Here is a 24,308-nt window from a genome sequence, read left to right on the forward strand (position 1 = left end):
CGAGAACAGACGGATGAGCGAACAGAGACGGATGAGCGAGCAGAGAAACCGGAGGGCGACGAGATGAATGAGACGACGAGCGACATCGGCTTCGACAGTCTGCCCGGGGTGCGCTTCAGCGCGCTCGCCTTCGATGTCGACAGCGGGGAGCAGGTCTTCGCGCACCATGCCGAGGACGAGCTCGACACCGCGAGCATGGGCAAGGTCTTCCTCCTCCACACAGCCCTGCAGATGTCCGTCGACGGGACGCTCGACCTCGCGGAGCGGCTGAGCCGCAGACCATCGGAGCGCATCGACGAGTCGGGCATCTGGTACCTCATGGAGCAGAACGACCTGAGCATCTACGACGTCGCGGTCCTCATCGGGGCGTTCAGCGACAACTTCGCGACGAACGTCCTCATCCGCCGCGTCGGACTCGACAACGTCGCCCGGCTGGTCGCCGCCCTCGGCTACCGGAACTCCGGACTCCACGACTTCCTCCGCTGGCCGCGGCCCGCGCAGGCCCCGCGCACCCTGTCGACCGGCACCGCCGCCGAGCTCAGCGACTTCATGGCCCGCCACGCCAGAGACGAGTTCTGGGACGAGTCGACGAATGAGATCTTCCGTCGCTGGTTGGGTGCCGGCGCGGACACCTCGATGGTCGCCTCGGCGTTCGACCTCGATCCGCTCGCCCACTACCACTACCAGCGTGACGTCTGGGTGTGGAACAAGACCGGGACGGACAGTGCGATCCGCGCGGACGCCGGCATCGTCATGACGCCTCGGCGCCGGGTCGCCTACGCGGTCTTCGCGAACTGGGAGAAGGGGACGGACCGCGTCGTCGAGGTCATGCCGGTCATGCGCGCCGCCGGTGACGCCATCCACCGCTTCCTCTGACAGCGCCACCGACCACCCAGCGCCACCGGCTACCAAGCCCAGCCACCCGCCCAGCACCACTGACAACCCAGCCCCACCGCTTCCCCGACTGAAGGACCACCCCATGATCTCCGACGGCTTCCTCTTCATCAGCGTGCTCATCGCGATCGCCGCCGCCCTCGTCATCGCCGGCCACAGCGGCCGCTTCCGGATCTTCGCCCACGTGCCCGGCTTCGTCTTCCTCTACATCATCGCGGCCCTGCTCAACACGGTCGGCGTCTTCGACCACTCCGACTCCGTCACCGAGGTGGGCGACGGCCTGCGCACGGCCCTGCTGCCGGCGATGATCCTCCTTCTCCTCTTCAAGTGCGACATCCGGCAGATCATCCGGCTCGGTCCCAAGCTGCTCCTCACGTTCGCTGTGACCGCCGCGAGCATCGTCGCCGGCTTCCTCGTCAGCTATCTCATCCTCCGCTCGGTCCTCGACCCCGAGGCGTGGAAGGCGCTCGGTGCCCTCAATGCCTCGTGGACAGGCGGGTCGGCGAACATGGTCGCGGTGCAGGAGATCCTCCAGGCGCCCGAGGACGTCTTCGGGTACGTGCTCATCGTCGACACCGTCATCTACTCGTTCTGGCTGCTGCTGATCTTCTCCTCCGTGACGGTCTCCGACCGCTTCAACCGCTGGACGAAGGCGGACACCTCGAAGCTCGAGGTCGCCTCGACGGCTGACGACGAGGAGAAGCCGCTGACGATGCCCGCGCTCTTCGGGCTCCTCGGATTCGCCCTCCTCGTCTCGGCGCTGGCGATCCGAGCGGGCGAGCTGCTGCCGGAGATCGGCACCGTCATCAACGCCTCGACGTGGACGATCCTCATCGTCAGCGTCCTCGGTCTCATCATCGGCTCGACGCGGTTCGGCCGGGTGCGCGGCTCGAGCGAACTCGCCACGATCATGCTCTACGTCATCATCGGCATCATCGCCTCGGGCTCCGACTTCACCTCGCTCACGCAGGCCCCGCTCTACCTCGTCGCCGGTCTCATCGTCATCGTCGTCCACGCCGCCATCATGCTCGTCTACGCGAAGCTGACGAAGACCGAGCTCTTCAGCATCGCCGTGGCGAGCACCGCGAACATCGGCGGCATCGCCTCGGCGCCGGTGGTGGCTGGGGCCTTCAATCGCCAGCTCGTTCCCGTCGGCGTGCTCTTCGCGCTCATGGGCACGTTCCTCGGGACCTTCCTCGGCCTCGCCTCGGCGCAGATCATGTCCAGCCTCGGGTGATGCGGAGCGCCGGCCCTGCCGCGCCACCACAGGACCCGCCCCGCCACCCGGCGCCGGGTTTCACGTCCGGCCGGCGCGCGGTGCGGTGCGGACTCTCCCGACCGCAGGCCCTGCCGACCCCAGGCCCGCTCGATCAAGCGGCAGTGCGGATGTGGGCGCGTGCACGGACACAGATCCGCACTGCCGCTTGATCGGGGCACCGGAGGCGTAACCTGGGCGTACGCGAGCGCCCACTGCCCGCGACCACGCAACGACAAACCCGACTCAGCGACAAGCCCCACCCCGCAGCAATCCCCCACCCCGCAGCAATCCGCCACACCGCGACCACCTTGGCGAGGATCACCCTCCCCGCCGCGAAAGGACACAGATGAGCATCGACGTCTTCGACGGACACAACGACCTCGCGTGGTGGCTGCGGGAGGAGCGCGACTACAGCGTCGACGGGCTCAACGACCCGCAGATCTCGCCGTTCACGACGATGGATCAGCTGCGGGACGGTCATGTCGCCGCGCAGTTCTGGTCGGTGTACGTCCATTCGTCGATCACCGGGGCCGACGCCGTCGTCGCGACATGGGAGCAGATCGACGCGGTCCGCCGCTTCGTCGCCGCGTACCCCGAGCGTCTGAAATTCACCCGCACCGCCGCCGAGGTGGCCGCCGCCCGGGATGCCGGCCGCGTCGCCTCGCTCATGGGCGTCGAGGGCGGCCAGCAGATCGACGAATCGCTGGCGATGCTGCGCAGCTATGCCCGCGCGGGCGCGAGGTACATGACGCTGACGTGGTCGACGACGCATTCGTGGGCGGACTCGGCGACCGACGAACCCCGGCACGACGGCCTCACCGCCTTCGGCCGCGAGGTCGTGGCGGAGATGAACCGGATCGGCATGATCGTCGACCTCTCCCACGTCGCGCCGAGCGTCATGCACCAGTCCCTCGACCTCACCACGCTGCCGGTGATCTTCAGCCATTCGTGCGCCCGCGGCCTCAACCCGCACCCGCGCAACATCCCCGACGACGTCCTCGACCGCCTGCCCGGCAACGGGGGAGTGGCGATGATGACCTTCGTCCCGTCGTTCGTCTCGCGTCAGCGCTGGGACTGGGCGGAGGCCGGGGAGACCGGCACTGCCCCCGAGGTGACCGTGGCCGATGTCGCCGACCACTGCGACTACGTGCGCGAGCGGATCGGCATCGACCACGTCGGGCTCGGCGGGGACATCTGCGGCGTCGATGAGCTGCCGATCGGGCTCGGCGACGCCGGGCAGTACCCGAACCTCTTCGCCGAACTCTCCCGCCGAGGCTGGTCGGATCCGGACCTGCGCAAGCTCGGCTTCGACAACGTCATGCGCGTCCTCGAGGCGCATGAGGACGCGTACGTGTCGTTCCTGGGGGAGTCATGACGGGCGCTGGGGCTGGGGCGCGCGCCGAGGCGGCAGCCGACGCCACCGCGACCACCGAGGCGGCGCCGGGCACCGCGACCGCGCCGGCGTCACCCGCACCCCGCGTCCTCGTCATCGTCAACGACATCGACTCCCCGCCGGGGAAGTTCGCCGACTGGCTCACCGAGGCGGGCATCGACGCCGACGTCCGCATCGCCCCCGAGACCGGGGTGCCCGAACCGGCCGAGCTCGACCGCGTCGACGGCCTCATCCTCCTCGGCGGCGGACTCATGCCCGACGAGACCGACCGCGCTCCCTGGCTGCGCGGCGAGGCCGATCTCGTCCGCCGCGCACTCGACCACGACCTCCCGCAGCTGGGCGTCTGCCTCGGCGGGCAGCTCATCGCCCACGTCGCCGGCGGCACCGTGCAGGCGCAGTCGGGAACCCCGGAGAAGGGGTACACATGGATCGACCTCACCGAGGCGGCCGCCGAGGATCCCGTGTTCTCCGCGGTGTCCGCGCGGCCGGCGTTCCTCGAGAGCCACGTCGATCGGATCGTCGACCTCCCCGCCGAGGCGGTGCTGCTCGCGACGAGTCCGGCGTGCCGCATCCAGGCCTTCCGAATCGGGCGGGCGTGGGGCACGCAGTTCCATCCCGAGGCGACCGCGCAGAATATCTCGCGGTGGGACGAGGAGAAGCTGGCCAAACTGGGGTTTAATAAGGACACACTCGAAAGAGAGGCCGAGGAGCGTGAGGGCGACAGCCTCGTCGAAGCGAAGAGGCTCTTCACAGCGTTCCTCACCGTGGTCCGTGACCAGCGCGGGTGACCGACTGCGGACTGAGCGCCTCGAGACGACTACGGAGGAATCGTGAGTCACAGCGAGACAGCATCAGCGGACACCTCGAAGGACGGTGAGCAGCCGGAGACCCTGAAACGGGTGATGGGGCCCAAGCTGCTTCTCCTCTTCATCGTCGGAGACATCCTCGGCACGGGCGTCTACGCCCTGACCGGCACGGTCGCCGGTCAGGTCGGCGGAGCCGGGTGGGCGCCGGTCCTCCTCGCCTTCGCCGTGGCACTCATCACGGCCTGCTCGTACATGGAGCTCGTCACGAAGTACCCGCGCGCCGCCGGTGCCGCGCTCTATGCGCACAAGGCGTTCGGGATCCACTTCATCACGTTCCTCGTCGCCTTCGCCGTGCTCAGCTCGGGCATCACCTCAGCGTCGACGGCGTCGAACGTCTTCGCGGCGAACATGGTCGCCGGCTTCGGCTGGGACATCTCGGGCACCGGGGTGATGTGGATCGCGCTCGGCTTCCTCGCCCTCGTCGCGGCGATCAACCTGCGCGGGGTCTCCGAGAGCGTGTGGTTCAACGTCGTCCTCACCCTCATCGAACTCACCGGCCTCCTGCTCGTCATCGTCGTCGGCTTCTTCGCCCTCGGCTCCGGCACCGCCGACTTCTACCGCGTCGTCGTCTTCGAGACCGCCGAGGACAAGAGCGTCTTCCTCGCGATCACCGGAGCCACGGCGCTCGCCTTCTTCTCGATGGTCGGCTTCGAGGACTCGGTCAACATGGTCGAGGAGACGAAGGACCCGCGGATCTTCCCGAAGATCATGCTCACGGGCCTGTCGATCACCGGCGTCATCTACGTTCTCGTCTCGATCGTCGCCGTGGCGGCCGTGCCGATCGGTCAGCTCGCGACGAGCGAGACCCCGCTCCTCGATGTCGTGCGGGCCGGTGCGCCGGGGATTCCGATCGACGCGATCTTCCCGTTCATGACGATGTTCGCCGTCGCGAACTCGGCGCTCATCAACATGCTCATGGCCAGCCGCCTCCTCTACGGCATGGCGAAGCAGAACGTGCTGCCGCCGGTGTTCGCGAAGGTGCTGAAGAACCGCCGTTCGCCGTGGGTGTCGATCATCTTCACGACCCTCATCGCGTTCGCCCTCATCGTCGCGGTGACGAACATCCTGCCCGAGACCGTCACCGCCTCCCTCGGCGGCACGACCTCGCTGCTGCTCCTCACCGTCTTCGCGGTCGTCAACGTCGCAGTGCTCGTGCTGCGCCGCCAACCGGTCGATCACGAGCACTTCCGATCGCCGACCTACCTGCCGTGGCTCGGCGTCTTCACGTGCGCGTTCCTCGTCGGACCGTGGGCGCGCCTCGACGATCTCATCCAGTATCAGATCGCGCTGGCGCTCGTCGGCATCGGCGTGGTCCTCTGGGCGATCACCTGGCTGTGGAACCGCTCGGTCAAGGGCCGCAGCACCCGCTTCCGCCACCCGGACGACCTCACGTGATGACCGGGCCGTCCAGGATCTGCCGGCGGGGGAGCGTCGCCCTCCCCGGTCAGGGTCGTGCGGATGCGCTCCGACCTCCTCGGCGAGGTTGTGCGGAAGAGATCCGACCGCCTCGGCGAGGTCGTGCGGATGCGCTCCGACCGCCTTGGCGAGGCACGACCGCACCCCGCCCCACCTACCATGCTCACGTCCGCCCAGATCGGGCGGCAGCGAACCGAATGCGAAGGTGAACCATGACCATCATCGTCGGCTACGTCAACACCCCGGACGGGCGCGCGGCCCTCGACACCGCGATCGCGGAGGCGAAGAAGCACGACAGCAGCGTCATCGTCGTCAACGCCTCCAGGCCGGTCGTGCGGCGGGACTCCCATCGCCTCGGTGAGAAGGAGGTCGCGGAGGTGGAGTCCATCCTCGCCGAGGCGGGCGTGAGCGGCGAGATCCGCTCCCCGGGCAGCGAACTCGACCCGGCGGAGCAGATCATCGCCACCGCCGCCGAGGTGGGGGCTCAGCTCGTCGTGCTCGGCACCCGCAAGCGCACCCCGGTGGGCAAGTTCCTCCTGGGATCGACGGTCCAGAAGGTCATCATCGATGCCGTGTGCCCCGTGCTCTGCGTCAAGGCGGAGTACTGAGCTGAGTGCTGGGCGCTGGGCTGGACTGCGCGTTGGGCTGTGCTGAGGCGGGTGCCCGTCGGATGAGGTTCCGCCCGGTGACGTGGCTCAGCCGACGAGGGCGCTCTGGATGAGCTCGTAGTTGATCATCGCGCCGGCCCGCACGCCGCTGGCCGCGCTCGCGCCGAGCATCGCAGACATGTCCGCGACGTTCCCGACGGCCCACACACCGGGGATGTCGGTGCGACCCGTCGGGTCTGCGGGGATCGATGACCCCATGCCGCTCGGATCCTCGACGACCGTGCCGCCGAGCTGAGTGAAGACCTCGCCGTTGGCGCGGAAGAACGGGCCGACGACCAGCGCTTCGAGGGTGATCGCGGAGGCGGTGGGCGCCGAGGTGGCCCAGTGCTCAGGGGCGGTGGTGAGCAACCTGGCGGCAGCGGGTCCGGGAGCGGCGGTGGCTCCAGCAGTGGCGGCGCGGCCTCGGTCGGCGTTCGGCTGATCGGGATCCGAGGTGCCGGCGGCAGATCTCAGCGTCACGTTGGTGCCCGCGTCGGTCCTGTGCACTGCGTCGACCTGCGCATCGACGAAGGCGATGCCGAGGTTGTCGAGCATCGCCGCCTGCTCGGCCGTCGGCTCCGGCGCAGCGTGCCTGATGAAAGTCACCCGGTCGCTGAGCTGGGAGAACATCATCGCCTGGTGGTACGACAGGGCGGTGGTGCCGATGACGCCGATGCTCTGTCCGCGCACCTCGTAGCCGTGGCAGTAGGGGCAGTGGAGGACGGTGTCGCCCCATCCCTCGGCGAGACCGGGGATGTCCGGGAGCTCATCGGTGATGCCGGTGGCGATGACGACGTGCTGCGCAGAGACTTGCACGCCGGCTGAGGTGTCGAGGGTGAATCGATGGGGGCGAGCTGCTTCGGTGGGGGCGCTGTGCGCGCCGGTCACGGTGGGTGCCGCCTCGGCGGGAGCCTGCACATCGGTCGGGGCATTCTCCTGGTGGGGGCGAGCCGCCTCGGCGGGGGTGCTCTGTGCGCCGGTCACGGCGGCGTCGATGAACGTGACCCCGTAGCCCTCAGCCTCCGTCCGGCCCTTCGCGACGAGATCGAGCGGGTTGATGCCCTCGTGCCCGAGCACATTGTGGGCATGGGCGCTCGTGCGGTTGCGCGGTGAACCGGCGTCGATGACGACGACCCGGCGCAGGGAGCGCGCCAGCGCGATCGCCGTGGCGAGGCCGGCGGCACCCCCTCCGACGATGGCGACGTCGGCGGTGATGGTCTGAGTGGCAGCGGTCATGACAGTTCCCTCGCTTCAGGATTCGGACAGTGCAGAGATCGGTGGACAGGGACCAGTGTGCTCGGAGGCGGTCGTGTCTGCAATCGCGTTTGCGATAACTGCAATAACTGCCCTGTGCAAGGCGGTTCACCGAGGTGAGAGGTGCGAGAAAATCGCTGAGACAATGAATTCAAACTCGCGAAAATTATCTAAATAATTCGTACATCACTCTTCACATATCTCACCCGTGGATGTAAGATGGATCACACAGGAACCACAGGACGACGGACGGACCTCGAGGACATGACCCTCACCCCGGATCGCAGTCGCGATCAACGGAGCGCACGCCGCAAGCGGATGGCGTGCCGCTCGCGTGCGGCCGGAGGTCGGGTTCCGAACGGCAGTCGTCAGCGCAAGCTCGACAGGCGGCGGTCGAGCGGCGATGCTCCCGATTCCGCGGCCGGCCCCGACGCGTGGTGGATCCCTGCGGAGTGCTCAGACTGGGACGAATCGGCCGCCCACCGGCAGAACGATCTCATCGAGCGGCAGCGGGGTGTGCTCGGCTCGCTCGGGCCCGCTCCCGGCGACGGGGAAGTCGGGTTGGGCTTCGCCAGCTCGATCTCCGACCGGACCATGCACGACAGGGTGTCCGGACCACCGGCCGAACCCCGCGATCCTTTTCCCGACGAGACGGCGTCGTCCGACCCTGAGAATGTCGACATTGATGTTGCCGACGATGCGCAGTCGACCGTCTCGGCGGTCCACCCTCTGCTCAACGAAGAAGCGTGGGCCGATCTCTCGTCGCTTGCGCCGGAGATGACCGGAAGCATCGAAAGTCTGCGCACGCTCGTCGACGAATTGGAGTGTTTCGCGCGACCGATGGGTCCCGATGAGGCGATCGCGATGCTCGACGGCATCGAGACGATCAACCGCCTCGCCGAAGCGCTCTCAGTCGTCACTCTCTCCGTGTTCCAGCGGGTCGGTGCTCCACGGGACTACGGTGCGAAGTCGACGAAGGACCTCGTGCGGGATCGCTGTGGGGTGTCCTCGCGAGAAGCGTCACGACGCGTCGATCTGGCAGACAACCTGGGCAAGCGGGTGACCACCTCAGGGGAATCGCTCGAACCCGTCAACCCGGCGATCGCGGAGGGACTTCGCTCCGGACGACTGTCAACGGTGCAGGCCGGTCTGATCACCCGCTTCATCGGAGAGCTTCCACGCTCGGTCACAGAGGCGCAGCGACTCGAGGCGGAGAGCATCCTCGTCGACAAAGCGCCGGCCGTGCACGTCAAAGACTTAAGGATCCTCTTCGACGAGATCCTCAAATGGCTTGATCCCGATGGCGAGCTGCCCAAGGACGACACTCCCCGAGAGGACTTCGCCGTCCATCTGCGCGCCCGCAAGGACGGAACCTGGGACCTCAGGGGTCGCTTGGACGCCGTGGTCGGTGGAATCATGCACGGGCTGCTCACGTCACGCATGCAGTCCGAGTCCGAGAGCGGCGCCGACTCGTGCGCCGACGGCACTCAGCCAGCCGATGGCGAGGAGCCGGGCACGGGCATGCAGTCAGCCGGTGACGATGTGGGCTCGAGCAGCGATGACGATGCACGTCACGGCGGTGAGGTCAGCGGCAGTGAGGCCATCGGTAACAATGAGCCACACGGCAGCGGTGATCCGACCGGCATCGGTGTCCCGAGGCGCAGCGGCGATCCGGGCGCCGACGATGCGGCGGACGACGTCATCCAACTGTTCTCCGAAGTGCTCTGCGGCGACCGTTACGACGCCGTCGATCCGACTCCGCAGCAGCTTCCCGTCGCGTCGGCCCAGAGTTCGCGCGCCGCGGATGTCCCTGCGGGGTACGGAATGCGCGACGACGGCATCGCTGTGCCCATGGCCGGAGCGCAGCCATCTGTGCGCAACCGCATCTACGAGCGGTTCGCCACGATCATCGGCCGCATCGAAATGGATCACGTCGGAGCAGGTGCCCCGTTCGCGCTCGTCGTCACCGCAAAGGCCGAGGACATCGCCACAGGAAGCGGTCGTGCGACAACCGGGGCCGCCGAGAGCTTCCCCATCGACACCGCTGTCCGCGAAGGACTCAACGGGACCGTCTTCTTCCACCTCATGAGCGAAAAAGGCCGCACGGTGAGAGTCGAGACCGAGAACCGGTACGCCAACAAGAACCAACTGGCGATTCTCGCCGCACGAGACAAAGGCTGCACGTTCCCCGGCTGCGAGACCCCGCCGGGCTGGTGCGAAGCACACCATATCGTGCCGTTCTCCGAGGGCGGCAAGACCAACATCAACAACCTCACCCTCGCGTGCAGCTATCACCACCACCTCATCGACCGAACCGACTGGGAGACGATCATGCTCTTCGACGGCAGGGCTGCGTGGGTGCCTCCGGCGACCATCGACCCAGCGCGACGGCCGATCCTCCACACCCGCTTCATCGCCGACGACATCGCTGACACCCTCTTCGGATAGCAGCGCCACCACGGCATGAGGGGACGAGTGTGCCCTCGCCTCTATCGAACGACCTTCCAACAGGCGACCCTCGGACAGGCGACCGTCGGACGGGCGCCCCTTGGACAGACGATCCCCGCACACAGGACCCGCGCACAGACAACTACCGGCCAGTCGATCGATCCTGGTCAGCGCCGTGTGTGAGCCAGGTCATGGAATGATCGCGTCAAGGCGGCTGTTGGCCTGAACATGGAGCTTTCCCTTCTCGATCTCGTGCCCGTCCGCGTCGGGCAGACCACCTCGGACGCCTTCGCCGCGTCCCACGAACTCGTCCGCGCCGCCGATGCACTCGGATACACCCGCTACTGGGTCGCCGAACACCACAACATGCCGTCGATTGCCTCGACGATGCCCGGAGCCGAACTCATGTACCTCGGCCAGGGCACCGAACGCATCCGGCTGGGCTCGGGTGGAGTGATGCTGCCCAACCACGCCCCACTCGCCGTCGCCGAACTCTTCTCCCTCCTCGCAGCGATCTACGGAGACCGCATCGACCTGGGCATCGGACGGGCGCCGGGCACGGATCCCATCACCTCGGCGGCGATGCGGGGCCACCTCGGCGAAGGACGGATGGTCGACCGGAACGGTCAGACCATCGACCCCGTCGAGCAGTTCCCCCAGCACGTCATCGACACCCTGGCCCTGATGACCGCCGAGGGCGTGCGCATCCCGCTGCACGGCGGACGCGAACACACGCTGCGCGCGACTCCCGCACCCGTCCCGGGCACCCAGGTGCTGCCATGGTTGCTCGGATCCTCGGGATACTCGGCGCGCCTCGCCGCGGAACTCGGCATGCCCTACGTCTTCGCCAACCACTTCGCCGCCGGCGCGACGACGGGCATGAAGATCTACCGTGACAACTTCACGCCTGGCGCCTACGGTGATGAGCCGCGCACCTTCGTCACCGTCAACGCCGTCGTCTCACCCACCGAGGAGGAGGCCCGGCTGCGGTCCGAACCCTTCATGCTGCAGATGGCTCGGCTGCGCACCGGAGGGGCGATGGGACCGCTGCGACTGGCCGGCGATGACGTGCGGTCGGTGATGACCGATCAGGAGCGCATGGTCGCCGAAGAGCTGTCGAAGAACTGGATCATCGGCGACCCGCAGTCGGCGACGACCCAGATCGAGGAGCTCGCCGCCCGCTTCGAAGTCGATGAGGTCATGCTCCAGCCCGTGGCCGGCGCCATGGACGGCGAGGGCCTGCGCGAGGATGCCGCACGGATCCAGACCCTCGAGCTGCTCGCCGGTGAGATCCTGCGGTGAGCCCGAGCTGTGAGCCCCGAGCTGCGAGCCCCAGCGGGGAACTCCAGCGGTGAGCCCCAGCGGTGAACTCCAACGGTGAGAGGCAGTCCGAGAAACGGACTGTTCACCGTCTGACCCGAGACAATATCCGGGTCAGACAGTAGAATCGTCTGCGTGCATCGTTTCGATGCCCTGAGAATCGACCGAGACAGGTCGGTGCGCGGGGTGACGGAACGCAGAGAAATGAACATTCGGCGGCTTCCCCCGCGCGGGTGCGACCTCGGGTCGTTCCCGCAGACCGAAAGAGAATCAATGCGTACCAGAATCGCTGTTTCGGCGGCGCTCGGACTCGGGCTCGTGCTCAGTGCCGGCGCTCCTGCCATCTCGAGCAATCTGACTTCGACGAACTCCTCGTCCACCATGGCGGCCTCCGTCGTGCCCGGACAGGAACTCGAACCCATCACCGACGGCAAGATCGAGAAGGGCGAGACCGCCTACGTCGACGTCACCGTCGCCACGCTGTGGAAGGACACGTCCTCCCCGCGCAAGGTCGACGAACCGGCGCTCGGCAAGCCCGTCGACCTCGACAAATGGAACGACAACCTCAAGGACACCGAGGTGCGCCGCGGTCTGACCGGCAAGACCGAGACCCAGGCCGTCTACGGTTCGCCCGTCACCGTCCTCGACATCAAGGGCGACTGGGCGAAGGTCGCCGTCAACGACCAGTCCACCCCGAAGGACGACAAGGGCTACCCCGGCTGGCTGCCGACGAAGCAGCTCGTCGAGAACGACCGCTTCGGTTCCCTGAAGAAGGACCAGCCGCGTGCTGTCGTCACCGCGAAGACGGCCGAGCTCGAAGGCATCGAGTTCACGAAGGACACGGGAGCCGACCCGAGCTTCAACGTCGAGCTTCCCCTCATCGCCCAGGACGTCGAAGACGTGCGCGTGGCGCTGCCCGGCGGCGGCGCAGCGTGGATCGACGTCAACGACGTCGCCGTCTACGAGGCAGGCGACAAGCCCGCCAAGCCCTCCGGCGACGACCTCGTCGAGACCGCGAAGCAGTTCGACGGCCTCCGCTACCTGTGGGCCGGTGTCTCCGCCTACGGCTTCGACTGCTCAGGCTTCACCTACAGCATCTACCGCGCCCACGGCATCGACATCCCGCGCGACTCCGGCGACCAGGCGAAGGCCGGCAAGGAAGTGTCGTCGAAGGACCTCAAAGCCGGCGACCTGCTCTTCTTCTCGACGAGCTCGGGCACCGTCCACCACGTCGGCATGTACATCGGCGACGGCAAGATGATCCACTCACCCAACGCCTCGAAGACGGTCTACGTCGTCGACTGGAAGGATTGGGACAAGGGCAACGAGTTCTCCGGAGCCCGCCGCATCATCTGATGCGCATCCGTTCGTTCCCGCGCTGAAGCCGGTCGCAGTCGTCCTGCGGCCGGCTTCCGGCATTCGACAGGGCGTTTGTCCGCCGCCGAGGTGGTGGCGAGTCCGCTGCGGAGGGTCCAGGCGGCCGGTTTGGTCGCGAGTCCGCCGAGGTGGTGGGCAGCTCGCCGAGGTGGGGGCCAGACGGCCGAGTTGGTCGCGAGTCCGCCGAGGTGGTGGGCAGTCTTCCGAGGTGGTGGTGGCGAGTCCGCAGGCCGGGCCGGTCTGGCCGCCCGACTGTGAGCTCAGTGCCGCGAGGTCTGGCGGGACTTGAGGAAGATCGCCCGGGCCAGGTCGTCGCGGCGCTCGATGAGGAGACGCCGCAGGGCCGCCGGCGCATCGGCGTTCTCCTCGAGCCACGCGTCGGTCCGCTCGACGACGCCCTCTTCGTCATCCGACCACCGCGGGTAGAGCCCGAGCACGAGCCGCCGCGCGATCTCGATCGAATTGTCCGCCCAGAACCCGCGCAGCCGCTCGAAGTACTCGTCGACGTAGACCTCGGTGATCGGCAGCGCCGAGGGGGCGACGAATCCGGAGATGATCGCCGAGAGCACATCGTTGCTCAGCTGGGCCGCATCGAGGATCGCCTCCCATGCGCGCATCTTGACGATCGGCAGAGGCAGAGCCGCACTCGCGGTCTCGGCGCGCAATCGACCCGAGGAACTCTGGTCGAGGTGGGTCTCGCGGGCGATGTCCGTCTGGTCCGCCCACCCCAGGCTGACGAGAGCGGTGAGCGCGTTCCACCGCAGGGCATGATCGTTGATGAGCCCCCGGAACGGCAGCGAGGCGGCCGCATGCTCCGCGGGCCCCGTCGCTCCAGCCCGTGCAGAGGTCCGTCGCGAGGCAGTGGCCGACCCGGAGTCCGCACCCTTGCCGGCTGCGGCTGCGCGGTCGACGCGAGAGCCTTCAGCACTGGCGTCGGACGCAGCATCGGTGCCGGACTCAGCACTCGCAACGGACGCAGCACTGACATCGGACGCAGCACTCGCACCGGATGCAGTATCTGCCTCAGCCGCGGGCGGTGTCTCCGGGGAAGCCTCCTCGGCGACCTCGGGGCTCATGCTGTCGATCTCCTCGCCCACCGGCACCGAGAGCACCTGCGTGGCGAACGCGCGACCCATGGCGATCGACGGGTTGGCCTCGATGCAGCGCGCCGTGCGGGCGGTCAGCGAGAGGACGAGATTCGCGAGATGCAGCTGCGCATCCGACCCCGACTTCGCCGTCGCGAGCGCATCGAGTGCCGCCCCGAGGAGCCCGGAGATCGCCGTCTCGAAATTGCGTTCGGCCACCCACTGATCGAGGCAGAGCAGAGCCGTCTGACTCAGACCGGCCATGATGCCCGGATTGCTCTCCTTGCCGAGGCTGCGCGCATACGCCGTGAGATACCTCTGCACCGGCAGCAGCCCGTCGCGCACCGCATTGTCGAGAGCCGACCACACGAGTGCCCGCGACAGCGGATCCTTGATCCGCGACACCGCGGTCACCGCCGTCTCCGTCGACGCCTCGTCGAGGCGCACCCGCGCATAGTCGTGGTCGCCGTAGTTGAGGAGGGCGATGTCACCGCGCGTGCGACCGATGAGCTGCTCCACCTCGGCGGTCTCCCCATCGAAGTCGAAGACCACCGAATCGAGCGGCACGATGTCTCGTCCGGCCCGGCCAAGGGTCGCGATCTCGAGCGTGTGCGGCCGCAGCAGCTTCGCGCCCTCTGCCGAATCCGACTGCGAGATCCGCGCTCCTGTGATGCTCGCCCGCGCAGCATCGCGCGCGGCCCCGGCGCCCCGCGACGTCGCGGCGCTCCGTCCTGAAGCACCCTCCTGCGACGACCCGGCACCGCCAGCCGACCCGGCACCGCCAGCCGACCCGGCACCGCCAGCCGACCCGGCATCGCCGGTCGACCCAGCATCGTCGCCCGTCGTCAGGGCGAGCGAGAGCTCTGAGACCCCCGAGGTCCCCAGCCACGCGTCCGCCCAGCCGGCGATGTCACGCTCGGGAGCCGCCTCGGCGAGGCATTCGAGGAAGTCCGCCAACTCGGTGTTCCCGAACGCGAAGCGCTTGAAGTAGAGCCGGGACCCGGCGAAGAACGCCTCCCGCCCGACGTACGCGACGAGCTGCTTGAGCACCGAGGCGCCCTTGGCGTACGTGATGCCGTCGAAGTTGAGCTTCGCCGCCTCGACGTCGGGGATGTCGGCGACGATCGGATGCGTCGTCGGGTAAAGATCCTGCATATACGCCCACGCCTTTCGGCGCAGCGCGAACGTCACCCAGCCGTCGGTGAACCGCGTCGCCTCGGCGAGCGCCAGCCCGCCCATGTAATCGGCGAACGACTCCTTGAGCCACAGGTCGTCCCACCACTTCATCGTCACGAGATCGCCGAACCACATGTGCGCCATCTCGTGGAGGATGACGTTCGCCCGCGACTCGTACATCGCATCGGTGACCTTGTCGCGGAAGATCATCGCGTCCGTGAAGGTGACGAGCCCGGGATTCTCCATCGCGCCGAGGTTGTACTCGGGAACGAAGATCTGATCGTACTTGCCCCACGGGTAGGGGTAGTCGAACTCGGCGCTGAAGAAGTCGAGACCGGCCTTCGTGATCCCGAGGATGTCGGAGGCATCGAGATGATCGACGAGGGACGCCCGCGTCCACACGCCGAGGTCGACCGTCTCCTTCGTCACCGGGTCCGTCCACGTGTCCGTCGCCCCCTCATAGGGGCCTGCGGTGATGCACGTGATGTAGCTCGACTGCTTGAGCGTCGGCGCGAAATAATGGGTCACGGCATCGTCGCTGGTGGCCTCACGGCTCGTCTCGGCCTGATTCGACAGCACCTGGAATGCCTCGGGGGCGGTGACGCTGAAGACGAACTTCGCCTTGAGATCGGGCTGGTCGAAGTTCGCGAACACCCGCCGGGCATCGGTCGGTTCGAACTGTGAGTAGAGGTAGACCTTGCCGTCGGCGGCGTCGGTGAATCGGTGCAGACCCTCACCCGAGGTCGAATACCGCGCCCTGGCCTCAACGGTCAGCGTGTTCTTTCCCTCACGGACGGGAAACGTGATGCGGGCGCCGTCGAACACCTCGGCGGGGGAGAGGTCCTCCCCATTGATCTGGACGAGGGAGACTGAGTCGGCGATGAGGTCGATGAAGGTCTGGGCGTCGGCGCGAGCCTTGAACTCGACGACGGTGCGGGAGAGGAACGTATCAGCATCGGACTCGGCATTGCTCACATCGAGATGGACGGTGTAAGTCTTGACCTTGAGCAGATGAGATCGGCTCTGCGCTTCGTCTCGGGTCAGGTTCGTCGTCATTCTTCAGCCTCCTCGGCGCACCGACATTAGCATGTCACAATTCCGGTAATCTGAGTACAGCGAGCGCGGGAGGGGGTCGGAAAGCATGGCGAAAGTCGAGGTCAGCGGGCTGGCCAAGCGAGGGTTCAACATCATCGCCCACCGTCTGCGCATGGGATTCAAACGTGTCGGCGCGAACTTCGGACAGCTCATCCAGATCCCCATCGCCGCGACCGCCGCGTACGCGTTCTGCGTCTACGTCCTCGGCCATCCCTACCCGTTCCTCGCCGCCGTCGCCGCGGCCGTCGGCATCGGCCCCGTCGCCGACCGCCGCCTGCGCCGGTCGCTGGAGATCGGCTTCGGCGCGACCTTCGGGGTGCTCGTCGGCGAGGTGCTCGTCAACATCTACGGCTCCGGCATCTGGCAGCTCGCCCTCACACTCATCATCGGCCTCGTCATCGGCACGGTGCTCAACTCCGGGGGCATCTTCATCACGCAGATCGCCGTCCAGTCCGTCTACGTCGTCGTCGTTCCCGCGACCGCGACGACCCTGCCGTTCCCACGCACCCTCGATGCCCTCGTCGGCTCGCTCTTCGCGATCATCCTCGCCCTCATCATGCCCCGCGACGCCCGCAAGGTCCCGCGGGCGCTCGCCGCGAACCTCCTCGACGAGGTGAGCAGTGTGCTGACGATGATGTCGCGGGCGCTGCGGGACGCCGACACGGAACTCGCGATGCGGGCGCTCACCCGTGCCCGCGAGACCCAGGACATCATCGATTCGTGGGGGTCGTCGCTCCAGGTGTCGAAGGAAGCTGCGAAGATCAATGCGCGCGGCCGCCGCCATGCCGCCGAGGTGACCCGACTCTCCCGTGCCCACACCTACTCCGACCGGGCGATGCGCACGATCCGCGTCATCGCGCGCAGGGTCGTCGGCATCACCGAGCTCGGAGTGAAGAAGCCGATCATCGCCGACTACGTCGAATCCCTGGCCGACGGGGCGAAGAAGCTCGAGATCGCGCTGCGGCGGGGCACCGATCGCTCCCTCGCCGAGGTGGCCCTGTCCGAGGCCGCAGGCGAACTCGATCCGCGGGCGGAGAAGAGCTGGGACATCCACGACGAATCCCTCGTCCTGCTCCTGCGGCCGGTGGCCGCCGATCTCCTCCAGGCGGCCGGTCTGACGAACGACGCCGCCCACGATCGGCTGCCCTCGCTGGCCGAGGACAACGCCGACGGTCCGCCCGTGGAGTGACGCGTCCCGTCAGCTCTCGATGGGGGCGCCCGTCAGAGTTCGCCGAGGCGGTCGTCGGCTCTCGATGACAGCGCCCGTCAGTTCTCGATGACGAAGATGCAGTTCGTACCAGGTTCGAGCGCGGTGAACGTGTGCGGCTGATCGCCGGGATGGACGAGGTAGTCGCCGGCGACGAGTTCGTACGACTGGCCGAGCGCCTCGATCCGTGCCGCCCCGCGACCGACGATGACGTGCTCGACCGTGCCCGCCGGATGCGGGTGGGAGTTGCGTGACTCGCCCGGTTCGGCCGCGATGAAGTAGATGTCGCGCCGCGCAGTCGGCGGGGATGTCGAGAGCAGCGTCGCGACGTAGTTCGCGCTCGTCGACGGCAGGCTCGGCATGTCGCGGACATGGTGGAGGGCGACCTCGTGCTGCGGGGGATCGAGCAGTCGGGAGAGCGGGATGTCGAGGGCGGCGGCCAGGGCCCACATCGTCTCGAGGCTCGGATTGGCGGTGCCCGCTTCGAGGCCGGACATCGTCGACTTGCCGATGCCGGCGCGGCGCGCGACCTCCGAGAGGGAGAGACCGGCGCGCTGGCGTTCGCGCTTCACCGCCGCAGCGACCTGGGCCCGCGGCGTCCGCGAGTCCTCCGGGACGACCTCACCGGGGGAGGAGTCGCCGGGGGACGAACCATCGGCAGCAGAGTCGGCGACCTCGTCGGTACGGTCGACGTCGGCGCGACCGACGTCGCCGGCGTGGTCGGTGAGAGACGAATCGTTCGAAGCTGCACTCATGCCACCATCCTACCGTGGTGTTCACCAGAGCGGTTCCTCGTTCGGGTTGACGAACGAACTGGCGAGTGTGCACTATGGTGAACATGAGTTCACCATTCCGTACGATCGATCGCGTGCTTCCGGCGTCGACCTACCGCGCCGTCGCGATCATCACGGTGACGATCGTCGCCGTCGCCCTGTCCTACGGCGCGATCTCGGCGACCGCAGGATTCGCGTGGTGGCAGACGCTGCTGCTCGCGGCCTTCGCACTCGGCGGGGCTGCCGAATTCACCTTCGTCGGCGTCATCGCCGCGGGCGGTGCCCCGGTGCTCGCCGTGCTCGCCGGTCTCCTCGTCAACTCGCGGAACTTCGCGTTCGGCATGGCCGTCGGTCCCTTCTTCCCGCAGGACTGGCGGGCGCTCATCGCCGCCCACTGGATCAATGACGAATCGACCGCGGTCGCCCGGACCGGTGTCGGCGACCGCCAGCGCTGGCACGCCTTCCTCCTCATGGGGGCGGCGATCGCGCTGATGTGGCCCTCCGGTGCCGTCGTCGGCCAATGGCTCGGGACCGTCATCGACGCGGACATGCTCGGGCTCGACGCCGCGTTCCCGATCATCCTCTTCTGCCTCATCCGCGGCGACCTGAAGAACCGGAAGACGCTCTGCCTGACCTTGGCGGGCATCCTCGTCGCCGTGCTGCTCACGCCGATCCTGCCGCTCGGCCTCGGCGCGGTGACCTCCCTGTCGGTGTTCGCCGTTCTCGCCCTCGGCTGGCTGGTCCGCCGCGCAGTCCGCTCGCGGAAGATGCCTGGCGCCCCGACCACGACCGCACCCGAGAGCGAGGCCACCCGATGACCGCGACGACCTTCCTCATCGCGCTCGCCGCGCTTGCCATCGGCACGTACGTCATGCGCTTCGCCGGGGTCAAGGTCGGGGCGGCCCTGGCCACCCGCGGCAAGCGCCGCGCCCTCGTCGCCGTCGGCACCGACCACGCCCCCGCCTCGGCGAGCGCAGCCACGACGGGCACGACCACCTCGGCGAACAACACAACCACCCCGAACACATCCACCCAGGGCACAACTGCCTCGGCGAACACAAGCACGACCACCCCGGGCACACCCGCCTCGGCGAACGCCCCGGACGCCACCGGCGCGGACGTCGTCCCCGACGCACCGACCTCCCGGGTGACGAAGTGGATGGACCGGGCCACCGTCGTCCTCATCGGCGCCGTCTTCGCGACGACGGCGATCTTCGACGGTCGCGAGCTCGCCGATCCGGCGCGTCTCATCGGCGTCGGCGTCGGTGTGCTCGCCGCGATCCTGCGGGTGCCGATGCTCGTCTGCGTCGTCCTCGCCATGGGCGTGTGCGCGGGTCTGCGGGTCTCGGGCATCCTGTGAGTTGCCCCGATGCCGTCGCCACCGGCGGTTGCTACCCTGGTGGGCATGGAACTCATTGCTGACTTTCAGCGCCTCGTCTTTCTCGCCCTCACGGTCGCTGCGTTCGGCGTCCAGCTGTGGGCGTTCGTCGATGCGCTCCGGTACAAGGATGAGAATTACCGGGCCGTGGACAAGCAGAGCAAGAAGTTCTGGGTGATCCTCCTCGGGGTCGGCCTCGCGCTCGCCCTCATCGCCCTGCCGCCGCTGGGCCAGAGCATCATCTTCCTCAACCTCCTCGCCCTCGTCGGCGCGATCGTCTACCTCACCGACGTGCGCCCGAAGATCAAGGCCGTCGACCCGCGGAACCGGAACGCCTGACCCGCGCATGAGCGACGCCAACCTCCCCGGTCCCGAGACCGGGTACATCTCGACGTTCGGCACCGGCGAGCCTCACACCCTCTTCAGCCACGGATTCGCCGGCGCGATCCGCGACACCCGCCCGTTCGGCACCGGCATCACGGGAACGAAGCACTTCCTCCACCTCTTCGGCCACGGCGGCCGACCCTCGCCCGGGCCCGGGTGGGACTACGCCCTCATCGCCGAGGCGCTCGCCGACGCTCTCACCGCGACCTCCGCGACGCGCGCCCTCGGCGTCTCGATGTCCGCCGGAGGTCTCCTCCGGCTGCTGAGCACCGGGCACCCGGCCGTCGCCGGGCTGGAGAAGGTCGCGCTCGTCCTGCCCGCATCGTTCGCCGGCTTCCCCGCCGAGGTGGCTCACGCCCACACCGCGTACCTCGAGTCCCTGCGCGATCTCGTCGCCGCCGGTGACGTCGACGGCATCACCGAGCTCATGCTCACCCGCGAACCCGCCGAGGTGGCCGACCTCGTCCCGGCCCGCGCGTGGACGCGGGCGAAGGCGGAGAACCTCGTCCACACCGACATGTCCGACGGGCTCGGTCTCGCCCTCGAGATCGCCGCCGCCGGCGTCGGCGACCCCGCCGAGTTCGATGCCGGACTCACCCGGCTGCGCGAGTTCGCGGGCGAGGTGCTCGTCCTCACCCATGAGGACGACCCCGCTCACCCCGTCTTCATCGCCGAGGAGATCGCCGCCGCCGTCCCCGGTTCACGCCTCGAGGTCCTGCCCGCCGGATCGATCCTGTGGCGCGGCCGCCATGAGGTCCGCCGAATCCTCAGCGAGTTCTTTGGCTAGACTGGCGACCGTGCACATCTCCGTCCTCTCCCTCCACACCTCACCCGCGGCGCAGCCTGGGCAGGGCGACGCGGGCGGGATGAACGTCTACGTCGACCATACGGTCAGGGCACTTGCCGCCATGGGGCACGTGGTCGACGTCTTCACCGCCGACCCGAACGGGAACGGAACCGAACAGGCCGACGCCGAGACCGTGACGCTGTCCGAGAACATCCGCCTCCACTTCCTGCGCACGGACGCCACGACGAAGGAAGCGCTCGCCGGTCGGATCGACGACCTCGCCCGCATGCTCGCCGCGCATCCCGCGTACGCCGCCGCTGACCTCGTGTGGGCGCACTACTGGATCTCCGCCGAGGCGGCCCTGCGGGCACAGGCGCTCGTCACGGGCAACGATGCCACCCGGACCCGCCCGCAGCTCATCGCGAGCATGCACACGATCGGCGCCGTGAAGAACCGGGACTCGGAGACCGAGGACGAATCGCCCCGACGCCTGCGGGCCGAGGAGCGCATCGCCCACCGCGTCGACCTCCTCGTCGCCAACACCCCGGCCGAACGCCGCGACCTCATCGGGGAGCTCGGCGCGGCTCCGGACTCCGTCATCGTCGCCCGCCCGGGCGTCGACCATGATCTCTTCTCACCCGGGTCCCGGGCTGCGGCGCGGCGGGAGCTCGGCATCGCCGCCGACGAGCATCTCGTCCTCTACGTCGGGCGGATGCAGTTCATCAAGGGCACCGACGTCGTCGTCGATGCCCTCGCCTGCCTGCAGGAGAACAACCCCGCGCTGGCGGCGTCCACCCGCGGGATCCTCCTCGGCGCCGCCTCGGGGTGGACCGAACCGGCCGATTCCTCCGACCACCTCGGCGCTGAGGCCGCGGCACCCGAACGCCGGACGACGGGCCTTCGGACCGCGGATCCCCGAACCTCTGATCTCCACACCGCGGACTTCCACGCCGCGCTCTCGGCGGCGGTCGCCGTCGACCCGCGCATCGAGGTCAGGCAGCCGGTGCCGGCGGCCGATCTCGTCACCTACTACCGTGCCGCCGATGTCCTCCTCGTCCCGTCCCGCAGCGAATCCTTCGGGCTCGTTGCAGCCGAGGCCGCGGCCTCGGGACTGCCCGCGATCGCCTCGGCGGTGGGCGGTCTGCCGGAGGTCGTCGAGAACGGCTTCTCCGGTCTCCTCATCGCCGACCACAATCCGCGCCATTGGGCGCTCACCCTCGAGCGGCTGCTCGGCGACGCGCAGCTGCGCGCCGAACTCGGCGAGCACGCGGTGGCCCGTTCGCAGCGGTTCGACTGGCACACGACGGTGGCGACGGTGCTCGACGCCCTCGCCGAGGCGGCCGAACCGGCCTCGCGGGACCTCGCCGCTCCCGGCCTGTGCGGGGGATCGCGCTGATGACAGGGCCCGAGTCCGCACACCCGGGGACCCCGGCGGCGACGAGCGAGACGCCGACGAGTGCGATCATGTCCGGCATCACCGAGTGGGCGTCAGCGAACGAGGTTGAGGTCGACAGCGTCGACGACTCGTCGATCGCGGTCGTGCTGCCCGGCGAGCGGAAGCTCAAGACGACGGTCTCGATCGTCATCTCGGCCAGGACCGCCGAGCTCGCCGCGTTCGTCATCCGCCACCCGGATGAGAACGCCGCGGAGTTCAACCGCTGGCTGCTGCGGAAGAACATGAAACTCGCGGCGACCGCGTTCGGGGTCGACCACCTCGGCGACGTCTACCTCAGAGCCACGGTTCCCGCTCTTCGGCTGCTCGATGACCTCGACGGACTGCTGGGGGAGTTCCTCACCGTCGCCGACGAATCGTTCAACGAACTTCTCCTCATCGGGTTCCTCACGGGGATGAAGAAGGAGTGGGCGTGGCGGGTCAGCCGCGGGGAGTCGACCCGGAACCTCGCCGCGTTCGAGCATGTGCTCGCCGGTCCCGACAATGAGTTCCTCGGCACGATCGGGCCGGAGCGCCCGGAGTCGCCCGGATCGGAGCAGGCGGGGACGCTCGGATCCGAGCAGGCGGGGACCCTCGGTTCCGGGCAGTCTGAGGCCGCTGAGCGCACCGAGGCGGCTGAGCCCTCGGACGCGACCGCGCCAGACGACGGCGAAACTGACGACGGGGAGCGGCGATGATCAAACGCGTCGATCTCAGCAAGCCGGGCACCGTCGACGAATACATCGCGACCTTCGACTCGGAGTCCCAGCGCGACTTTCTCACGCAGCTGCGCGATCTCAGCCGGGAGCACGCCCCGACCGCCGGCGAGGGCATCAAATGGGGCAACCCCGCGTACTTCCTCGACTCGATCCTCTTCGTCTTCGCCGGGTACACGCACCATGCGAATTTCGTCTTCACTCCGAGCACGAAGGAGGCCTTCGCGGATCGGCTTTCCGGCTTCGACACGGGCAAGGGCTCGATCAAGCTGCCCTATGACGAGGAGATCCCCGCTGACCTCCTCGCCGAGATGATCGCCCATCGCATCCGCGAATTCGAGGTCGACGGCGTCAAGTGGATGTGAGCCCTCACGCGTCCTGCCGCGTGGGCGCGGTGTGTGACGCATCCGACGGGGGCTTGCCGTAGGGCAGACGTGCGAAGATCGAGGCGAGAACGGCACCGGAGACGTTGTGCCACACGCTGAAGACGGCACCCGGCAGCGCCGCGAGCGGAGAGAAGTACGTCGTCGCGAGCGTCGAGGCGAGCCCGGAGTTCTGCAGACCGACCTCGAACGAGAGCGCCCGGCGGGTCGGCGTGTCGAGACGGCACGCGGCGGCCACGCCGTAGCCCACAGCGAGCCCGAGCACATTGTGCGTGATGACCGCGAGCAGCACGAGGATGCCCGCCGTGGCGATCGACCCGGCCGAACCGGCGACGACGATGGCGACGATGTAGGCGATCGCCACCGAGGCGAGCCATGGCAGCGCCGGGGCGATCCGGTCGACGAACCGGGAGGCGACGAGGCGGACGAGCACACCGACGATGACCGGCACGAGCACCGTCTGGCAGATCGAGACGAACATCGACCAGAACGGCACGTCCATGTACGATCCTGCGAGCCAGAGGGTGAGCAGCGGGGTGAGGACGGGAGCGATGAGCGTCGACAGCGTCGTCACCGACACCGACAGCGCGACATCGCCCTTCGCCAGATACGTCACGACGTTCGAAGCCGTGCCGCCCGGCGCGCAGCCGACGAGGATGACGCCGACGGCGATCTCCGGCGGCAGATCGTAGACGGTGACGACGAGGAGTCCGAGCAGCGGCATCGCGACGTACTGCGTGACGACCCCGAGGAGGGCGATCCACGGACGCTTCGCGATCCGCGCGAAGTCGGGCAGCGTCAGCGTCAGCCCCATGAAGAACATGACGACGCCGAGGCTCCACGTGATCGTCGGCGCGAGCGGGGTGAACGTGTCCGGACTGAGGAAGCCGAGGACGCCGGCGAGGATGACGAGGACAGGCAGGGCGGTGACGGCGATGATCGAACTGCGGTCGGTTCGGGCCGTCTGCGCCGCGGCGGGACTCGGGTGCTGTGCTGAATCGGACATAGCCGAATACTAG

The 24,308-nt window shown here is 68.3% G+C and carries 21 protein-coding genes; 17 read left to right on the plus strand and 4 right to left on the minus strand.

Features of this window, described 5'->3' with window-relative positions; all coding sequences use genetic code 11:
- Window positions 1-63 precede the first annotated feature (63 nt).
- The 6 genes from ABD154_RS00375 to ABD154_RS00400 all read left to right on the plus strand — a co-directional run bounded on the left by ABD154_RS00375 (window position 64) and on the right by ABD154_RS00400 (window position 6,435).
- Entirely contained in the window at window positions 64-876 is an 813-nt protein-coding gene (locus ABD154_RS00375; protein WP_344249307.1) for a serine hydrolase, read from the plus strand.
- A 103-nt stretch (window positions 877-979) separates the two neighbouring features.
- Window positions 980-2,131 (plus strand): DUF819 family protein, encoded by a 1,152-nt coding sequence (locus ABD154_RS00380; protein ID WP_344249309.1) that lies wholly within the window; start codon window positions 980-982, stop codon window positions 2,129-2,131.
- A gap of 367 nt (window positions 2,132-2,498) precedes the next feature.
- Window positions 2,499-3,527, plus strand: coding sequence for a dipeptidase (locus ABD154_RS00385; protein WP_344249311.1), 1,029 nt, complete (start codon window positions 2,499-2,501; stop codon window positions 3,525-3,527).
- The gene (locus tag ABD154_RS00390) at window positions 3,524-4,333 is read left to right on the plus strand and encodes a type 1 glutamine amidotransferase (RefSeq protein ID WP_344249313.1); all 810 of its coding nucleotides are present in this window, start codon (window positions 3,524-3,526) and stop codon (window positions 4,331-4,333) included. Before ABD154_RS00385 ends, ABD154_RS00390 begins: the two co-directional genes overlap by 4 nt.
- 42 nt (window positions 4,334-4,375) lie before the next feature.
- A complete protein-coding gene (locus ABD154_RS00395) occupies window positions 4,376-5,806 on the plus strand; it encodes an APC family permease (protein WP_344249315.1) in 1,431 nt (476 codons plus the stop codon).
- 233 nt (window positions 5,807-6,039) lie between these two features.
- Window positions 6,040-6,435 (plus strand): universal stress protein, encoded by a 396-nt coding sequence (locus ABD154_RS00400; protein ID WP_198499629.1) that lies wholly within the window; start codon window positions 6,040-6,042, stop codon window positions 6,433-6,435.
- An 87-nt stretch (window positions 6,436-6,522) separates the two neighbouring features.
- Here ABD154_RS00400 and ABD154_RS00405 read toward each other — a convergent pair whose 3' ends face one another.
- A complete protein-coding gene (locus ABD154_RS00405) occupies window positions 6,523-7,710 on the minus strand; it encodes an NAD(P)/FAD-dependent oxidoreductase (protein ID WP_344249321.1) in 1,188 nt (395 codons plus the stop codon).
- Between the two features lie 237 nt (window positions 7,711-7,947).
- On the opposite strand from ABD154_RS00405, the gene ABD154_RS00410 reads away from it, so the two are divergent.
- The 3 genes from ABD154_RS00410 (at window position 7,948) to ABD154_RS00420 (ending at window position 12,852) form a co-directional block, all read left to right on the plus strand.
- On the plus strand, window positions 7,948-10,176 hold the full coding sequence (locus ABD154_RS00410; protein WP_344249323.1) for an HNH endonuclease signature motif containing protein: 2,229 nt from the start codon (window positions 7,948-7,950) through the stop codon (window positions 10,174-10,176).
- 228 nt (window positions 10,177-10,404) lie between these two features.
- Window positions 10,405-11,478, plus strand: a complete 1,074-nt coding sequence (locus ABD154_RS00415) for an LLM class flavin-dependent oxidoreductase (RefSeq protein WP_211978780.1) — start codon at window positions 10,405-10,407, stop codon at window positions 11,476-11,478.
- A gap of 291 nt (window positions 11,479-11,769) precedes the next feature.
- Window positions 11,770-12,852: a C40 family peptidase gene (locus ABD154_RS00420; protein WP_344249326.1), complete on the plus strand. Its 1,083-nt coding sequence runs from the start codon at window positions 11,770-11,772 to the stop codon at window positions 12,850-12,852.
- Between the two features lie 281 nt (window positions 12,853-13,133).
- On the opposite strand, the gene pepN is transcribed toward ABD154_RS00420, so the two are convergent.
- Window positions 13,134-16,190 carry an aminopeptidase N gene (gene pepN, locus ABD154_RS00425; protein WP_344249327.1) on the minus strand — a complete coding sequence of 1,019 codons (3,057 nt, stop codon included), beginning with the start codon at window positions 16,188-16,190 and terminating at the stop codon, window positions 13,134-13,136.
- Window positions 16,191-16,275: 85 nt separating this feature from the next.
- Here pepN and ABD154_RS00430 point away from each other — a divergent pair, with 85 nt between their 5' ends.
- Window positions 16,276-17,418: an FUSC family protein gene (locus ABD154_RS00430; protein WP_198499623.1), complete on the plus strand. Its 1,143-nt coding sequence runs from the start codon at window positions 16,276-16,278 to the stop codon at window positions 17,416-17,418.
- A 77-nt stretch (window positions 17,419-17,495) separates the two neighbouring features.
- Here ABD154_RS00430 and ABD154_RS00435 read toward each other — a convergent pair whose 3' ends face one another.
- Window positions 17,496-18,191, minus strand: coding sequence for a helix-turn-helix domain-containing protein (locus ABD154_RS00435; protein ID WP_232623698.1), 696 nt, complete (start codon window positions 18,189-18,191; stop codon window positions 17,496-17,498).
- Window positions 18,192-18,274: 83 nt separating this feature from the next.
- On the opposite strand from ABD154_RS00435, the gene ABD154_RS00440 reads away from it, so the two are divergent.
- From ABD154_RS00440 to ABD154_RS00470, 7 genes are read left to right on the plus strand one after another with little or no spacing between them, the layout of a single operon-like run.
- Window positions 18,275-19,027, plus strand: coding sequence for an AzlC family ABC transporter permease (locus tag ABD154_RS00440; RefSeq protein WP_198499622.1), 753 nt, complete (start codon window positions 18,275-18,277; stop codon window positions 19,025-19,027).
- Window positions 19,024-19,569, plus strand: a complete 546-nt coding sequence (locus ABD154_RS00445) for an AzlD domain-containing protein (RefSeq protein ID WP_198499621.1) — start codon at window positions 19,024-19,026, stop codon at window positions 19,567-19,569. The genes ABD154_RS00440 and ABD154_RS00445 overlap by 4 nt, the downstream gene beginning before the upstream one ends.
- A gap of 45 nt (window positions 19,570-19,614) precedes the next feature.
- Window positions 19,615-19,926 (plus strand): DUF2516 family protein, encoded by a 312-nt coding sequence (locus ABD154_RS00450; protein ID WP_137825690.1) that lies wholly within the window; start codon window positions 19,615-19,617, stop codon window positions 19,924-19,926.
- A 7-nt stretch (window positions 19,927-19,933) separates the two neighbouring features.
- Window positions 19,934-20,758, plus strand: coding sequence for an alpha/beta fold hydrolase (locus ABD154_RS00455; RefSeq protein ID WP_198499620.1), 825 nt, complete (start codon window positions 19,934-19,936; stop codon window positions 20,756-20,758).
- Window positions 20,759-20,768: 10 nt separating this feature from the next.
- A complete protein-coding gene (locus tag ABD154_RS00460; RefSeq protein ID WP_232623697.1) occupies window positions 20,769-22,154 on the plus strand; it encodes a glycosyltransferase in 1,386 nt (461 codons plus the stop codon).
- Complete coding sequence (locus tag ABD154_RS00465; RefSeq protein ID WP_198499619.1) at window positions 22,154-22,888, plus strand: YbjN domain-containing protein; 735 nt, start codon at window positions 22,154-22,156, stop codon at window positions 22,886-22,888. The genes ABD154_RS00460 and ABD154_RS00465 overlap by 1 nt, the downstream gene beginning before the upstream one ends.
- On the plus strand, window positions 22,885-23,271 hold the full coding sequence (locus ABD154_RS00470; protein ID WP_198499618.1) for an iron chaperone: 387 nt from the start codon (window positions 22,885-22,887) through the stop codon (window positions 23,269-23,271). The genes ABD154_RS00465 and ABD154_RS00470 overlap by 4 nt, the downstream gene beginning before the upstream one ends.
- 4 nt (window positions 23,272-23,275) lie before the next feature.
- On the opposite strand, the gene ABD154_RS00475 is transcribed toward ABD154_RS00470, so the two are convergent.
- Window positions 23,276-24,295, minus strand: coding sequence for a bile acid:sodium symporter family protein (locus ABD154_RS00475; RefSeq protein ID WP_198499617.1), 1,020 nt, complete (start codon window positions 24,293-24,295; stop codon window positions 23,276-23,278).
- Window positions 24,296-24,308 lie beyond the last annotated feature (13 nt).

The sequence above is a fragment of the Brevibacterium sanguinis genome, from assembly GCF_039528855.1.
GTDB lineage: Bacteria > Actinomycetota > Actinomycetes > Actinomycetales > Brevibacteriaceae > Brevibacterium > Brevibacterium sanguinis.